At 70.5% G+C, this 14,970-nt stretch carries 15 protein-coding genes and 1 pseudogene; 9 read left to right on the forward strand and 7 right to left on the reverse strand.

Annotated elements, in window-relative coordinates:
• Positions 1-25 precede the first annotated feature (25 nt).
• Together ACFYY6_RS24410 and ACFYY6_RS24415 are read left to right on the forward strand one after the other, a co-directional pair.
• Positions 26-379 carry an FmdB family zinc ribbon protein gene (locus tag ACFYY6_RS24410; RefSeq protein WP_351520629.1) on the forward strand — a complete coding sequence of 118 codons (354 nt, stop codon included), beginning with the start codon at positions 26-28 and terminating at the stop codon, positions 377-379.
• Positions 380-774: 395 nt separating this feature from the next.
• Complete coding sequence (locus tag ACFYY6_RS24415) at positions 775-1,608, forward strand: S-methyl-5'-thioadenosine phosphorylase (RefSeq protein ID WP_351520630.1); 834 nt, start codon at positions 775-777, stop codon at positions 1,606-1,608.
• 182 nt (positions 1,609-1,790) lie between these two features.
• Here the strand turns inward: ACFYY6_RS24415 and ACFYY6_RS24420 are convergent, their stop codons facing one another.
• Positions 1,791-2,087, reverse strand: a complete 297-nt coding sequence (locus ACFYY6_RS24420) for a hypothetical protein (protein WP_351520632.1) — start codon at positions 2,085-2,087, stop codon at positions 1,791-1,793.
• A gap of 85 nt (positions 2,088-2,172) precedes the next feature.
• On the opposite strand from ACFYY6_RS24420, the gene ACFYY6_RS24425 reads away from it, so the two are divergent.
• Positions 2,173-2,706 (forward strand): RcpC/CpaB family pilus assembly protein, encoded by a 534-nt coding sequence (locus ACFYY6_RS24425; RefSeq protein WP_386606781.1) that lies wholly within the window; start codon positions 2,173-2,175, stop codon positions 2,704-2,706.
• A gap of 123 nt (positions 2,707-2,829) precedes the next feature.
• Entirely contained in the window at positions 2,830-3,339 is a 510-nt protein-coding gene (locus ACFYY6_RS24430) for an MscL family protein (RefSeq protein WP_389195120.1), read from the forward strand.
• Positions 3,340-3,398: 59 nt separating this feature from the next.
• Here the strand turns inward: ACFYY6_RS24430 and ACFYY6_RS24435 are convergent, their stop codons facing one another.
• The 3 genes and pseudogenes from ACFYY6_RS24435 to ACFYY6_RS24445 all read right to left on the reverse strand — a co-directional run bounded on the left by ACFYY6_RS24435 (position 3,399) and on the right by ACFYY6_RS24445 (position 4,578).
• Positions 3,399-3,608, reverse strand: coding sequence for a hypothetical protein (locus ACFYY6_RS24435; RefSeq protein WP_351624041.1), 210 nt, complete (start codon positions 3,606-3,608; stop codon positions 3,399-3,401).
• Between the two features lie 21 nt (positions 3,609-3,629).
• Positions 3,630-4,021, reverse strand: a pseudogene (locus ACFYY6_RS24440) (hypothetical protein).
• Positions 4,018-4,578 carry a hypothetical protein gene (locus ACFYY6_RS24445; RefSeq protein WP_389195123.1) on the reverse strand — a complete coding sequence of 187 codons (561 nt, stop codon included), beginning with the start codon at positions 4,576-4,578 and terminating at the stop codon, positions 4,018-4,020. Before ACFYY6_RS24445 ends, ACFYY6_RS24440 begins: the two are co-directional and overlap by 4 nt.
• A gap of 339 nt (positions 4,579-4,917) precedes the next feature.
• On the opposite strand from ACFYY6_RS24445, the gene ACFYY6_RS24450 reads away from it, so the two are divergent.
• The 3 genes from ACFYY6_RS24450 to ACFYY6_RS24460 all read left to right on the forward strand — a co-directional run bounded on the left by ACFYY6_RS24450 (position 4,918) and on the right by ACFYY6_RS24460 (position 8,584).
• Positions 4,918-6,120, forward strand: a complete 1,203-nt coding sequence (locus ACFYY6_RS24450; RefSeq protein ID WP_389195126.1) for a low temperature requirement protein A — start codon at positions 4,918-4,920, stop codon at positions 6,118-6,120.
• Positions 6,121-6,423: 303 nt separating this feature from the next.
• Entirely contained in the window at positions 6,424-7,470 is a 1,047-nt protein-coding gene (locus ACFYY6_RS24455) for a P1 family peptidase (protein ID WP_386606980.1), read from the forward strand.
• A gap of 343 nt (positions 7,471-7,813) precedes the next feature.
• A complete protein-coding gene (locus ACFYY6_RS24460; RefSeq protein ID WP_351520640.1) occupies positions 7,814-8,584 on the forward strand; it encodes a DUF6227 family protein in 771 nt (256 codons plus the stop codon).
• Between the two features lie 146 nt (positions 8,585-8,730).
• On the opposite strand, the gene ACFYY6_RS24465 is transcribed toward ACFYY6_RS24460, so the two are convergent.
• On the reverse strand, positions 8,731-10,461 hold the full coding sequence (locus tag ACFYY6_RS24465) for an MFS transporter (RefSeq protein WP_389195129.1): 1,731 nt from the start codon (positions 10,459-10,461) through the stop codon (positions 8,731-8,733).
• 104 nt (positions 10,462-10,565) lie between these two features.
• Between ACFYY6_RS24465 and ACFYY6_RS24470 the strand changes: the two genes are divergently transcribed.
• Positions 10,566-11,567 (forward strand): YafY family protein, encoded by a 1,002-nt coding sequence (locus ACFYY6_RS24470; protein WP_351520642.1) that lies wholly within the window; start codon positions 10,566-10,568, stop codon positions 11,565-11,567.
• Positions 11,568-11,733: 166 nt separating this feature from the next.
• On the opposite strand, the gene ACFYY6_RS24475 is transcribed toward ACFYY6_RS24470, so the two are convergent.
• Both ACFYY6_RS24475 and ACFYY6_RS24480 read right to left on the reverse strand, forming a co-directional pair.
• Entirely contained in the window at positions 11,734-12,732 is a 999-nt protein-coding gene (locus tag ACFYY6_RS24475; RefSeq protein ID WP_351520644.1) for a sigma-70 family RNA polymerase sigma factor, read from the reverse strand.
• Between the two features lie 760 nt (positions 12,733-13,492).
• Positions 13,493-14,272 (reverse strand): dioxygenase, encoded by a 780-nt coding sequence (locus ACFYY6_RS24480; protein ID WP_389195132.1) that lies wholly within the window; start codon positions 14,270-14,272, stop codon positions 13,493-13,495.
• A 135-nt stretch (positions 14,273-14,407) separates the two neighbouring features.
• Between ACFYY6_RS24480 and ACFYY6_RS24485 the strand changes: the two genes are divergently transcribed.
• Entirely contained in the window at positions 14,408-14,920 is a 513-nt protein-coding gene (locus tag ACFYY6_RS24485; protein ID WP_351624037.1) for a MarR family transcriptional regulator, read from the forward strand.
• The last annotated feature ends 50 nt before the right edge of the window (positions 14,921-14,970 follow it).

The following is a 14,970-nucleotide window of genomic DNA, read 5'->3' on the forward strand; positions in this document are numbered from 1 at the left end:
TGAGTGAGAGTGCCAGGAGGAGCAAGTGCCGACCTATCAGTACCAGTGCACCGAATGCGGCGAGGGCCTCGAGGCGGTGCAGAAGTTCACCGATGACGCCCTGACCGTGTGCCCGAGCTGCAACGGACGCCTCAAGAAGGTGTTCTCGGCGGTCGGTATCGTCTTCAAGGGCTCCGGTTTCTACCGGAACGACAGCCGTGGCTCCTCGTCGAGCAGCTCTCCGGCGTCGTCCTCGGCCAAGGGCTCCGGTTCCACTTCGTCCGATTCCTCGTCCTCGTCTTCCTCGTCGACGGGTTCTGACTCGAAGTCGTCCGCTTCCTCCTCGTCCGCCGGGTCGTCGTCCTCGGCGTCCTCGACGAGTGGTTCGTCGGCCGCCTGAGCCTCCAGAATTCTCTGAGCTCCCAGAGCTTCCTGGACCCCCGGAGCTTCCTCGGCCCAAGAGTCAGTGAACTCCCAGAGGCTGTGAGTTCACCGAGTCTGTGAGTTCCCCGAGTCTGTGAGTTCCCCGGCTTTCCGGGCTCTCCGCGCTTCCTGAGTTTTCCGAGGGACCCCATCGTTCCGTTCGATGGGGTCCCTCGGCGTTTTCGCCCGCCGCCAGTGCTGTGGCCGGAAAGGTTCGCCGGGAAGCTCGCGGCGCCCGGTGCGGTGCGTCGCAAGGCGGAGGACCGTCCTCGTACGGGACGACGTACTCGGGTGATGCGACAACGCGGCGAGGTGCCGTGCCGGACGCCGAGAGCCGGTATACCTTTCCGGTCGCAGCACTAGTGTGATCGCATGGTGAACGCAGAGATCGGTGTCATCGGCGGTTCGGGCCTGTACTCCTTCCTGGAGGACGTCACGGAGGTGCGTGTGGACACCCCGTACGGACGGCCGAGCGACTCCCTCTTCCTCGGCGAGGTCGGCGGTCGCCGGGTCGCCTTCCTGCCCCGCCACGGACGCGGCCACCACCTGCCGCCGCACCGCATCAACTACCGGGCCAACATGTGGGCGCTGCGCTCCGTCGGCGCACGGCAGGTGCTCGGCCCGTGCGCGGTGGGCGGACTGCGTCCGGAGTACGGACCGGGCACCCTGCTCGTGCCCGACCAGCTGGTGGACCGCACCAAGACCCGGACGCAGACGTACTACGACGGGGAGCCGCGGGCCGACGGCACGGTGCCGAACGTCCTCCATCTGGGCTTCGCCGATCCCTACTGCCCCGCGGGGCGCAGGGCGGCGCTGGCATCGGCTCGCGCCAGGAACTGGGAACCCGTGGACGGAGGCACGCTGGTCGTCGTCGAGGGACCGCGCTTCTCCACCCGGGCGGAATCGCGCTGGCACGCCGCGATGGGCTGGTCGGTGGTCGGGATGACCGGGCATCCGGAAGCCGTCCTGGCCCGTGAACTGGGCCTCTGCTACACGACGACGACGCTGGTGACGGACCTGGACGCGGGGGCGGAGGCCGGGGAGGGCGTCTCGCACGACGAGGTGCTGAAGGTGTTCGCGGCCAATGTGGACCGACTGCGCGCGGTGCTCTTCGACATGGTGGGCGCTCTGCCCGCGGAGGCCGATCGCGACTGCCCGTGCTCGCGTGCGCTGGACGGTCTCGACCCGGGGATCGAGCTTCCGTAGCGGGGAGAAACGGGCGGGCGGAGAGGAACAGGCGGACGGCCGCGGTGTAACGGGAGCGGCGTGGGGGGACGGTCGCGGCGCGAGTGGGTGACCGCGTTGTCCACAACGCCGCAGCCGTCCACAGGCCTCAGCGAGAAGTTCGCTGGCTGTGGATCGTGAGGGGTGTTCGTCCGGAACTCCTCTCAGTAGGTGGTGTTGGCCATGCGCCCGTCCTTGTTCCCTTCACCGTTCCCGTCCTCAGTCCCTTCACCGTTCCCGTCCTCAGTCCCTTCGCCGTTCCCGTCCTCGTTCCCCTCGCCTTTTCCCTCGTCGATTCCGCCCCCTTTTCCCTCGTCGTTTTCTTCGGCGCGGAATATCCCGTCGTACCAGCGCCTGCCGCCGTCGGTGTCTCCCTTGCCGTCGCCCGGGCCGCACACGTCGGCCGCCTCGTCGACGCCGTCCGCACCGTCCGCGCCGGCTCCGGCTCCTGGGTCGCCCACGGTTTCCCAGGCTTCCCCGGCCGTCCCCGCTCCGGGGCCCCCGGCGTCCGCTCCGCCGCCCTGCGGCGTACCGGCGTTCGAGCCATTGCGGGTGGGCGGAGGCGGTGCGCGTCGACTGCGGCGGGCGTTGTGGCGGCGACGTCATGCCCTGGCCGCCGGGCTCGCCTTGACGGCCGCCGCGTTGGCGGCGACGGGACTGGGCGGAGGCGGCATGAACGGCGACGCCGCGCAGGGCGTCGGAGCAGGCGCGGGAGGAACGGCCGGGGTCGCGCCGGAACGGGTCCGCAGGCCGGCCCCGTTGGTGTCCGCCCCGGTGCGGATCGCTGACGCGGGGACGGTGCGCCTGTTACGGCCGGGGGACCGCGTCGACGTCGTCGCCGTCGGGAGACCGGAAGACCGGGACGGGACCCGGGACGAAGACCGCGACGGAAGCCGGGGCGAAGGCCTGGACGGGGTCCGGGTCCTGGCGAAGGGCGCGCTCGTGGCGGACGTGCCACAAGGACCCGCCGAAGGTCTCGCGGAGGACGGTGCGTTGATCGTGCTGTCCGTCCCCCGGAGCACGGCCGCATCGCTGGCCGGTGCCGGAATCTCGACCAGGCTGGCGGTGGTCCTGTGCTGATTCGCGCGAACCATCGACACCACGGCCGAACTAAAGGCGCCAATCGGGTGTTTCTTGTGCATATTGTCGTAAATTTCGGAGGAGTCTGCTCCATCAACGGCACACGCGAAGGAAGGCTCACCCGTGAGCGAGAAGAAGGTCGGCGTACTGGAAGGGTTCAAAGCCTTCCTACTGCGTGGCAATGTGATCGACCTGGCGGTCGCCGTCGTCATCGGTGCCGCGTTCACCCAGATCGTGAACTCGGTCGTCAAAGGGGTCATCAGCCCACTGGTCGGCGCGTTCGGCACCAAGGACCTGGAGAGCTACAGCTCCTGCCTCAAGGGCCCCTGCGTCACGGACCCGAAGACGGGCGAGGCCGTCGAGGGCATCCGGATCCTGTGGGGTTCGGTGCTCAGCGCCACCCTCAGCTTCTTGATCACCGCGGCCGTCGTCTACTTCTTGATGGTGCTGCCCATGGCCAAGTACCTGGCCAGGCGGGCGGCCATGCAGGCGGCGAAGGAGGGCGTGCAGGAAACGCTGGAGGTAAGCGAGCTGGAGGTCCTGAAGGAGATCCGCGACGCCCTTGTCTCGCAGCGCGGCGGCCCGACGGGCGGAGCTCATGGGGAGGATTCCGGCGAGAACCAGGGCCGGTAGCGGGGCACACGGCACAAACACCGGCGGCAGCGTCGTCGGCCCACGCCCGAGCGGGGGGCTCAGATGTGGTGGGGCGGCTTCTCATCCAGGAAGCGCGCCAGATCGGCGGCGCCACCACCGGCCGGGGCCCGCTCGCCCCACCCTCGGTCCGTATCGTCCGCGGACTGCTGGTCCAACGGATCGTCGAAGACCAGAGCCGGTCTCGGATTCGGCTGATCCGGCTGCGACGGCTTCGAATCACGCGGGCCGGGGGCGGGGGCGGTGCTCATGTCTCCAGGGTACGGCGGCGGTCAGCGATCCTCCGGTGCGAGCCTCCACAGCCCGAGCGTCACGAGGAACGACAGACAGAGAAAGCTGGCGCCCCACCAGGCAGAACCGGTGTCGTCCTCCATCCACGCGTCGACGACCACGTTCAGCCCCCAGAGCTGCCCCACGACCACGGTCATCGCCAGGATCAGCCGAGCCGTCAGCTTCGAGGACCGTTCGGGTTGCTGTTCAGTTCCCCCACCCGGAGCGGGGCCGGTGTGCCGGACGCGCGGGTCGCCGTAGCCGCTGGTGGCACGGATCTGTGGATAGCGCTGGTGGACAGGGCGGTTGAGTTCGGGGCGAGCACTGCCGGGGGGTGGTATACCGGGCGCTCGGGAGGCCCCTGGCCGCCCGCGGGATGCTGTGCGCTGCTCATGTCCGCAGCCCGAATGCCCGCCACCCGGATCCGGCGCCCTTCCCGAAGATCTCGAACGCCTCGGGTGCCCCGGCCTCGCCCGCACCTCCACCGCTCCAGGCAATCCCACCGCTCCTGGCGGTCCCACCGCTCCAGGCGGCCCCCGCTCCGCCATGGTTCTCGGATGTTCCGGGCGCCTCGGCCCGGGGTGCCTCCGCTCTCCCGTCCTTCGCCGCTGGGCAGCCGATACGAGAAGCGATGTCCGGGTGGTCGGCGGACAGCACTCGGCACAGCCCCTGTTCGACGCTCTCGCCCGAGCGGGTCGTGCCGACCGCCCGGATACCACCGTCGTCCTCCTCGACGAGCACCACCTTGGGCAGTGTGCGGGGCGGCGGGCCTGCGGTGACCGCGCCGGGCGCGGAGATCCAGACCGTGTAGCGGTGGGCGACGCCGAAGGCGAGGAAGACGGTGGCCGGCGTACGGGAGGAGTGCGGAGTCGAAGTCCTCCAGAAGCCGGCGGCCGAACCCGATCGCGAGGACCAGCAGGGCGGAGACGAGGACGCCCGCAGCGGTCGCACGGGCGGTGACGGAGCGGGACCCGGAACCCCGGGACGCGGCGGACCTCCGCCCCGCGGGTCTCCCGGCCGTGCCCCCTGCCGCGGACCTGGCCCCCTCGGGTCCTCCACCGGCCTCCGGAAAGCCGGAGGCCGTGGGGCCGCCGGATGCCCCGGCCCCGGGGGAGCCGTGCGGGCGCCGGGAGCGTGCCGTCCTGCCGCCTCGAGGTCGTCTGGTGGCTCGGCCACCTCGCCACCGTAGGGACATATGCAATGGTTGGTCCTGTTTCACGGTTCGGCGGGGTGAGGCACTCGTCCGTCCGGGGCGCGGCTCACGGTCCGGGCGCGGGCCCGTCCTCCGGCATGCCGCCCGCAGCCCATCCGCTCCCGTCTGGTGTGCTGTTCCCCATGCCCAAGATGACTGCTCGCAGCCGCACCGAGATACATCGCGCGTCGACCCCGCTGGAACTCCTCTTCGACCTCTGCTTCGTCGTCGCCGTGGCCCAGGCGGGCAGGCGGCTGCTGCACGCCGTCTCCGAGGGTCATGCCGTCACCGGAGTCGTCAGCTACGCGGCCGTCTTCTTCGCGATCTGGTGGGCCTGGGTCAACTTTTCCTGGTTCGCCTCGGCCTACGACACCGACGACGTGTTGTACCGCGTGGTCACGTTCGTCCAGATCGCCGGTGTGCTCGTCTTCGCCTCCGGGGTGCCGCGCGCCTTCGACTCGGGCGACTGGACGGTCGGCGTCGCGGGCTACGTCGTGATGCGACTCGCCATGACCAGCCAGTGGCTACGAGCCGCCCACAGCACCCGGGGCGCCGAGCGCCGCGTCGCGCTGCGGTACGCGGTGGGCATCACCGTGGTGCAACTGGGCTGGATCGGCATGCTGTTCCTGACGGAGAACAAGGGAGGCCTGCGTGCCGCCGTGTTCGTCGTGCTCGTGCTGGCGGAGCTGTCGGTCCCGGCGATCGCCGAACGCGACCGCGCGACGGACTGGCATGCCCACCACATCGGCGAGCGCTACGGCCTGTTCACGATCATCGTGCTGGGCGAAACGATCGCGGCGGCCACGGTCGCGGTCCAGGAGGCGATGGCCGAGCACGACGCGCTCGATGATCTGCTGCCGCTCACCGCGGGTGGGCTGCTGATCGTCTTCTCCGCCTGGTGGATCTACTTCGCCGTCCCGATCCACGACTACCTTCACGGCAGCAGGGAAGCGTTCGTCTGGGGGTACGGGCACTACCTCGTCTTCGGTTCCGCGGCGGCGATCGGCGCGGGCATCGAGGTCGCGGCGGAGGAGGCCGTGGGCAAGGCCCATGTCTCGGACACGGTGGCCGCCGGCGCGGTCACGGTGCCGTCCGCGATCTTCTTCCTGGCGGTGTGGGCCCTGCACGCCCGTCACTTCAAGCGGGATCTCGCGGAGCAGTTGTCGCTACCCGCGGCCGCGCTGGCGATCCTGGCCTGCACGTTCGCCGGGGCGTGGGCGGTGTTCGCGGCCGGGCTGGTGGCGGCGGCGACCGTGGCCGCGGGAGAACTGCTGTCCCGGCGGGCCGCCCCGGCGCAGTGAGCGGTCGACGGATGGACGGTGACGGGCACGTGAGGGCGATCGGAAGACTATGAGGGGACCATCGGTGGGGCCGAGGACAGGGAGCGTGCGGTGACGGCGGAAGATCCACAGGAACGGCGGGAACCCGCGGCCGGGGGCCCGCAGCGGCCAGGCACCGCCCCGACCGGCCCGGCGGAGCGCAGCATCTTCGACACCGGCGCGCCCGGAACCGGCCCCGCGGAAAACGGACCGGCCGGAAGCGAACCATCCGGAAGCGAACCGTTCGGAAACGGACCGGCCGGAAGCGGTCCGGCCGACAGCGGGGTGCTCGACGCCCTGACCGATGTCGCCGGGCTGCGCGTCGGCCATGCGCGGGTGGCGGGCGCGGGCGCGCTGAGCGGCACCACGGTCGTCCTCGCCCCCGAGGGCGGCGCGACCGCGGCCGTCGACGTGCGCGGCGGTGGTCCCGGCACCCGGGAGACGGATGCGCTCGATCCGCGCAATCTGGTGCAGCGCGTCGATGCCATCGTCCTGACGGGCGGCAGCGCGTATGGGCTGGACGCGGCGTCCGGCGTGATGGCCTGGCTGGAGGAACGGGGGCGCGGGGTGCGCGTCGGCCCCGATCCGGCGCAGGTGGTGCCGGTGGTGCCGGCCGCGTGCCTCTTCGACCTGGGACGGGGAGGTGACTGGCGGGCCCGTCCTGATGCCTCGACCGGACGCGCGGCGGTGGAGGACGCGGCTGGTACGGAGCCGGGCGCGCCGGTCCCCGAGGGGTGCGTCGGCGCCGGTACGGGTGCGGTCGCCGGGCAGTTCAAGGGCGGGGTGGGCACGGCGAGCGTGCGGCTGGCGTCCGGGATCACGGTGGGCGCGCTCGTCGTGGTGAACGCCGCAGGTTCGGTGGTCGACCCGCGTACGGGCGTGCTCTACGGGGAGTACGGCGCCGCCGAACCACCGGCGGTCCCTGCGCCCGAGGTCCATCGCGCGGCGCTGCGGCGCCTGGCCGAGGTCCGGGAGGCCGATGCGGCCCCTCCGCTCAACACCACGCTCGCGGTCGTCGGTACGGACGCCGATCTCACCCGGGCCCAGGCGCAGAAGCTCGCGGGTACCGCGCACGACGGTCTGGCGCGCGCCATACGTCCCGTGCACCTGCTGACCGACGGGGACACCGTTTTCACACTGGCCACCGGTGCCCGGCCGCTCGACCCGCGGAACCCGGTCGCTCTCAACGAGCTGCTGGCGGCCGGTGCGGACTGTCTGACCCGTGCCGTCGTGAAGGCTGTCCGGGCGGCGCGGGGGACCATGGGCCGCCACCTCGGCACCGGCCATCCCTCGTACAGCGATCTCTACGGCGAGCCCCGGCCGCCCGTATGAGCGCGGACGACCGCCCCGCAGCCGTCTCGCTCGGCCGCCGTAGTGAGTCGACCGCCGTCATGAGTCGGCCCTGTTGTGGGTCCGTCGCCGTCGTTGGCCCGCGCCGTCACGTGTCTGCCACCGTCACGTGCCCGCCGCCCTTGCGCGTCCGTCGCCGTCGCGTGCCCGCCCTCGCACACCCGCCCGGCCTCGACTCCCCTGCGGGGAAGGGAAGTTCGGACGAACCACCAGGAACTATCCCCGCGCGCCAATCGTTTTCCTGAACCCCGGTCACGATGTCGGACCCAGGGACTACGTTAAGCACGCATCAAGTAACACGCGGCAACGGCCTGGAGACAGCACCTTGAGCGATCCGTACGAGACAACCGAGCAACACCTCGAGCGACTCCTGCGACGGGCACTCAACTCTTTCGACCTGCCCGACAGTACGGTCGAAAGACTCGGTACCGCGCTCGCCCACAGCAGTTCCCTGCACTCCTCGCACCACAGTTCCGTGCTCCATCGGGAGACCTACCGGCACACGTATCTGCTGTCCGACGGCACCACCCTCTCGCTGTGGGAGCTGGTGCACACAGGTCCGCGGGGTGCGACGGACCCGCGCTCCCGGACAGAACCCGAGTTCCGCCACCACGAGTTGTACGACGACGAGGCCGATGCCCAGGTCGCCGCCGCCCGGCTGGCCGGCGGTCTCGGGGACGTCCCGCTGTTCGGGGACGACGGGCCGCAGACCGATCTGGACACGCTCACGGTCCTGATGGCGGCTCCCCCGGCCCCGATGCCCCGGACGTACGCCCCGGACAACTCCGCCGACCACGCCCGCCGCGTGCTGCGCCGCGCGGAGAACAACGACGGCCCCGGCGAGGAAACCGCCCGGCAGCTGCGTGCCGCCTTCGCCCACCACATCACCCAGGTCTTCGGCCGCCAGTGCCAAGTGGGCGGGCGGAACGCCGGGTTCACGCTGTACGAGCACGCCTTCCTCCTCCTGGACGGCAGCGAGACGAGCCTGTGGGAGGTCGAGCACACGGCCACGCCCGACGGCCGCCACATGTGCGAGGTGTACACCGACGAGGACTCCGCGCGCGGCGCCATGGAGAGCCGTACGCGCATCTGCTGACCGGGCGAGGAACGGACGCCCCGGCCCAGCGCCCAGCCCCGGCCCCGGAGCCTCGGCCGAGGCTCCGGGGCCGGATGGACGGCGCACGAAATGGTGCCCGCACCCCGTAGGGCGCGGGCACCATCCGGTCCCCCGGCTTCAGGACCTCACGGCAGCAGCGCGGGCTTCCTGTCCGACGCGGCGTCGGCCCCGGGTGCGGCGCCGCCATCGGTCCGATTCCCGGCACCGGCAGTGGTACCGGCATCGGCGTGGGTTCCGACACCGACATCCGCGCCACCTGCGGCTCCCCCGCCCGCGAGGTCGCCGTTCACGGCCTCGTCACCACCGCCCTCCACGTGCTGCTTCGGGCGCGCGGGCAGCGCGAACATCACCAGCACGATCAGCGCGAGCACTCCGATCACCCACCACAGCGAGTGCCGGAACGCCTCCGCGAAGGCCGGTCCCACCTCCTGCGGTGCCAGCCGGTCCCCCATCGAGCCGAAGAAGACGACCGCGACCAGCCCGAGCCCGAGCGCGTTGCCCATCTGCTGAACGGTGCTGATGAGGCCGGAGGCCGATCCGGAGTGCTCCCTCGGCACCTCGGACAGCACCGCATCCGTCAGCGGGGCCACGATCAGGCCCATGCCGAGGCCCATGACCACCAGGGGCGGCACCATCTGCCAGGACGTGATGCCCATCCCGTACCGCTCGGACTCAGCCATGTAGAGAAGCAGACCGGCGATCATCAGCAGCGCGCCCGCCTGAAGGACCTTGCGACCGAACCGGGGCACCAGCTTCTGCACGGAGACCCCGGCGGCGCACGAGACGGCGACCGAGAACGGCACGCCGGTCAGGCCCGCCCGCAGCGCGGTCCAGCCGAGCCCCATCTGCATGTAGAGCGTCCAGACCAGGAAGAAGATGCCGAGCCCGATGCCGAAGGTCAGCTGAACGGCGATTCCGGCCGCGAAGCTCTTGAACCGGAACAGCGAGAGCTCCACCAACGGCGAACCGCCCCTGCGCGTCTTGGCCCGCTCGAACAGCACCAATGCCAGGAACACCAGCAGGCTGCCGACCATCGACACATGGCCCCACAGCGGCCAGCCCAGCTCCCGCCCGCGGGTCAGCGGGTAGATCAGCATCAGCATCCCCAGGGTCACCAGGGCGACACCGACCAGATCGAGCCGGAGCGCCTTCGGCGCCTTGGACTCGGTGATGAACCTGTTGCCCAGGACGAGGGCGGCGACACCGACCGGAAGATTGATCAGGAAGATCGGCCGCCATTCGAGGCCGGCGATGTTCCACTGGGTGAGCAGCGCGCCCAGCAGCGGCCCCATGATCGCGCCGAGCCCGACGATCGCGCCGAAGAGACCGAAGACCTTGCCGCGTTCGTGTGCCGGGAAGGTGGCGTGCACGATCGACAGCACCTGCGGGACCATCAGCGCGGCGGTGCCACCCTGGAGGATGCGCGAGGCGACCAGCATCTCCGGGCTCACGGCGAAGCCGCAGAGCGCGGAGGCGAGCGTGAAGCCGCCGACCCCGATCAGGAACAGCCGCTTGCGGCCGTGGATGTCGCCCAGTCGGCCACCGGTGATCAGTCCGGCCGCGAAGGCCAGGGAGTACCCGGCGGTGATCCACTGGATCGAGCTGAACGAGGCACCGGTGTCCTGCCGGATGCTCGGGATGGCGACGTTGACGATCGTGACGTCGACCAGGTCCATGAAGGCCGCGGTCATCACGATGGCGAGTGCGAACCAGCGTCGCCGGTCCGACGCGGCCGGGGCACTCGGCGTGGCCGGTGCGACCGGAGCACTGGGCGAATCCGGAGCGGCCGAGGCCGCGGATGCCGGAGCGCCCGGGGGACCGGAGGCCGGGGTCGGCGGTGTTGCGGAAGAAGGCATGGGAAGAAGCTAGATGTCCATTAGGTCAGTTCATGACCCAATGTGCGGGCACTCTGAGCGGGAGACCGACCGCACCGGACCGAATCCGACACGAGAGTGAGCCCATGACCAGCACTCCGGCACGACTGCTGAATCTGCTGTCGCTCCTCCAGACGCCCCGCGAGTGGCCGGGCAGCGAACTCGCCGAGCGGCTCGCCGTCAGCCCCCGCACCATCCGGCGCGACATCGACCGCCTTCGCGAGCTCGGCTATCCGGTCGAGGCCACGCGCGGTTCGATCGGCGGATACCGGCTGGTCGCGGGCACCGCCATGCCGCCGCTACTGCTCGACGACGAGGAGGCCGTGGCCATAGCGGTGGGGCTGCGGGCGGGGGCCGGGCACGCCATCGAGGGGGTCGACGAGGCGTCCGTGCGGGCGCTGGCGAAGCTGGAACAGGTGCTGCCGGCGCGGCTGCGGCACCGGGTCTCGACCCTGCAGAACGCCACGGTGCCGCTGACCCGGGGCGACGGCTCGACGATCGATCCGCGCACGCTGACGGTGATGGCGTCGGCGGTCACCGGGCGGGAGCGGCTGCGGTTCGCCTACCGCGCGGGCGACGGAGCCGAGACGCGGCGCGAGGCCGAGCCGTACCGGCTGGTGAGCGCGGGGTGGCGCTGGTACCTCGTCGCGTACGACCTGGGGCGCGCGGACTGGCGTACGTTCCGCGTCGACCGAATCAGCGAGCCGTTCGCGACCGGAGCCCGGTTCACCCCGCGCGAGCTGCCGACGGGGGACGCGGCGGAGTTCCTCAGCGGCTCCATCACCCGGCGGCAGCCCGAGCTGACGGTCGAGGTGAGCTTCGCGGCCCCGGCGGAGTTCGTGGCGGCCCGGCTGCCGTCCTCGTTCCGCCCGTTGGAACCGACCGGCGGGAACGACTGTCGGCTGCGGGCGACACTGACGGACTCGTTGGAGTGGGTGGCCCTCCGACTGGCCCTGGTGGACTGCGAGTTCACCGTTCATGAGCCTGCGGCACTGGTAACGCACCTGAGCGACCTGAGCGCCCGGCTGAACCGCGCCACGCGCGCCACGGCAGGGCCCGCCGCCGGGCCGGTCGACGCAAAGGAATGAGCCCCGGCGCCAGGGGGGGTGGGCGCCGGGACTCAGCTCGGGGGCATCGCGCGGAGCGACGCTCAGGGCCTCACGACCTCATGCGAGACGGAGACCGGGGCGTCGCGCGAGGCGACGACCGGGGGTCACGCGAGGCGACCCGTTTCGGAGGTTACTGGACAAACCCTCACGCCGCGGCGTCAAAACCCGTGTCGCGGGCCATTCGCTTCAGTTCGAGCAGCGCGTGCTTCTCGATCTGGCGGATCCGCTCGCGGGTCAGGCCGTGCTGCTTGCCCACCTCGGTGAGAGTCCGCTCGCGGCCGTCCTCGATGCCGTACCGCATGCGGATGATGGACGCGGTGCGGTGGTCGAGCTTGCCGATCAGGTCGTCCAGCTCCTCGCTGCGCAGCAGCGTCATGACCGACTGCTCGGGCGACACCGCGGAGGTGTCCTCCAGCAGATCACCGAACTGCGTCTCGCCCTCGTCGTCCACGGACATGTTGAGGCTGACGGGGTCGCGGGCCCAGTCCAGGACGTCGCTCACGCGCTCCGGCGTGGAGTCCAGCTCGGCGGCTATCTCCGTGTGCTCCGGCTCGCGCCCGTGCTCGCGGTTGAACTCGCGCTGCACGCGGCGGATCCGCCCGAGCTCCTCCACCAGGTGGACGGGGAGCCGGATCGTGCGGGACTGGTCGGCTATGGAACGGGTGATGGCCTGGCGGATCCACCACGTCGCGTACGTGGAGAACTTGAAGCCCTTGGCGTAGTCGAACTTCTCGACCGCGCGCACGAGGCCCGCGTTCCCTTCCTGGATCAGGTCGAGCAGGGGCAGCCCGGCCCGGGGATAACGACGGGCGACAGCGACCACCAGGCGGAGGTTGGAACGGATGAACACGTCCTTGGCACGCTCGCCCTCGGCGACCAGCGCCTCCAGCTCCTCGCGCGTGGCCCCGCCGGCTTCGCTCTCCACCTCGCCGTCGAGTATCTGCCGGGCGTAGACACCGGCCTCGACGGCCTGGGACAGCTCGACCTCCCTGGCGGCGTCGAGCAGCGGCGTACGCGCGATCTCGTCCAGGTACATGCCGACCAGGTCGCGATCGGCGATCTCTCCGCCCGCCGCGCGAACACTGCTTGCCCGGTTGGTCCCACCGGTGGAGGACGAACGACGGGCGACGGCACGGGTTGCCATGCGAGCTCCCTTGCTGAGTAGGTCGCGACACCCTCTCGGGTGCCCTGCATCCGATGGAAACAACGACTGGAATCAGGACAGAATTCCCATGCCCGGCATTCAATTTCGTGATCATGCAGTACCCTGTCTCGCCGCGAAGGGACGAGCGTGCCCGACGATCAAAAAGAAGTGCAGGTCAGACCGGGTATCGAACGCGATCTGGCGACACTCGCGGACATCTGCGGCCATAAGGCTCGTGAGACCGTGGTCACATTCGATTACGGACCTCTTCACACCCGAACAGCGGCTGTCGCGTTTTCGTTCCCGTTCGAAAGACGGCCCGCACCGCCTCCCGGTTGCTCGGGATATCCGCATTGTCGGCTGATTCCGGATTGTCGGACCCGGTTCCCCCGAGTTCTCGCCCCCGCCCTCACCCTCGCCCTTGTCCTCGTTCTCGCCCCTGTCCTCGTTCTCGTCAGCCGAGGAAGTATTCGCGCGGGCGGCGGCGCACGGGGACGATCACGCCATCGAGTTCGCCGACACCACGCTGGACGGGGTGACGCCACGGCGCTGCGCGCCGCGCTCAGCGCGGTCGAACTGATCCCACCGGCCCTCTGAGACACGTGACGCACGTGACACACCTGACGCACCCGATGCGGCGATCCGGATGACACCCACAAGCGCCGCGAGACCCGTGAGCCCTATGAGTCCCACGAGACCCGCAGGCCCCGTGAGCCTTATGGGGGCCATGAGGGCCATGAGCCCCGCGGGCCCCACGGCCTCAGCCGAACTGCACCGAGCGCTTCGCGAGCCCCATCCAGAACCCGTCGATGACACTGCGGCCCCGGTCGAGCTCGCCCTCCGCGGCGCCGAGCGTCACGAAGAGCGGCGCGAAGTGCTCGGTGCGCGGGTGCGCCAGCTGCCCGGCCGGGGACTTGTGCTCGAAGTCCAGCAGCGCATCGACGTCCTGCGCCCTGAGCGCCCGGTCTCCCCAGTCGTCGAACTCCGCCGACCAGCCGGGGACACCGCCCGCATGACGCAGAGCGGCGAGGTTGTGGGTGAAGAAGCCGCTGCCGACGATCAGGACGCCCTGGTCACGCAGGGGCGCCAGCCTGCGCCCGATGTCCATGAGCTTGCGCGGGTCCAGCGTCGGCAGGGAGATCTGGAGCACGGGGATGTCGGCGTCCGGGAACATCTCCACCAGCGGTACGTACGCGCCGTGGTCGAGCCCGCGATCGGGCATGTCCTGGACCGGCGTACCGGCGCGCCGCAACAGCTTGCGCACGTCCTCCGCCAGCTCCGGCGCGCCCGGAGCGGCGTACCGCACCCGGTAGTAGTGCTCCGGGAAGCCCCAGAAGTCGTAGACGAGCGGGATCGTCTCCGTCGCGCCGAGGGCGAGCGGCGCCTCCTCCCAATGCGCGGAGGCCATCAGGATCGCGCGGGGCCGGGGCAGCCCGGCGGACCAGGCGGCCAGTTCGCCGGGCCAGACCGGGTCGTCGGCCAGCGGTGGCGCACCGTGAGAGAGATAGAGGGCGGGCATCCGCTCCGCGGTGACAGTCATGGCACTCCCCATCCGCTGCTGCTCAAGGTATGTCTTCTAGAAGTCTCTTTGAGAAGGAAGAGTTCTTTAATCTTCAAGCTCCTACTCCTTGAGACCTTAGCTCTATCTAGTTAAACTTTCAAGAAAAGGTCTACAGTGGAGTCCATGACCACGGCACACCCCGGCGAACCGCGCTGGCTCTCGGACGAAGAGCAGAGAACGTGGCGTGCGTATCTCCACGCCACCACCCTTCTCGAAGACCATCTCGACCGCCAGTTGCAGCGGGACGCCGGCATGCCGCACATCTATTACGGCCTGCTCGTCCAGCTCTCCCAGGCGCCGCGCCGCCGGAAGCGGATGACCCAACTCGCCAAGGACGCCAAGATCACCCGTTCTCGGCTCTCGCACGCCGTCGCGCGGCTGGAGAAGAGCGGCTGGGTGCGCCGCGAGGACTGTCCGTCCGACAAGCGCGGCCAGAACGCGGTTCTCACCGACCAGGGGTACGAGATGCTCACCCGGTCCGCGCCGGGCCATGTCGGCGCCGTACGGCAGGCGATGTTCGACCGGCTCACGCCCGAGCAGGTGCGCTCGCTCGGCGAGATCATGCAGGTCATCGCCACCGGACTGCAGCCGGAGGACACGGACGCGGATCTGCCCTGGCTGCGTTGAGCGGTTCGTCGACCGGTTCGTCAACCGGTTCGTCGAGTGGTCGCCGAGTG

This window comes from Streptomyces sp. NPDC001750 (assembly GCF_042892615.1).
GTDB lineage: Bacteria > Actinomycetota > Actinomycetes > Streptomycetales > Streptomycetaceae > Streptomyces.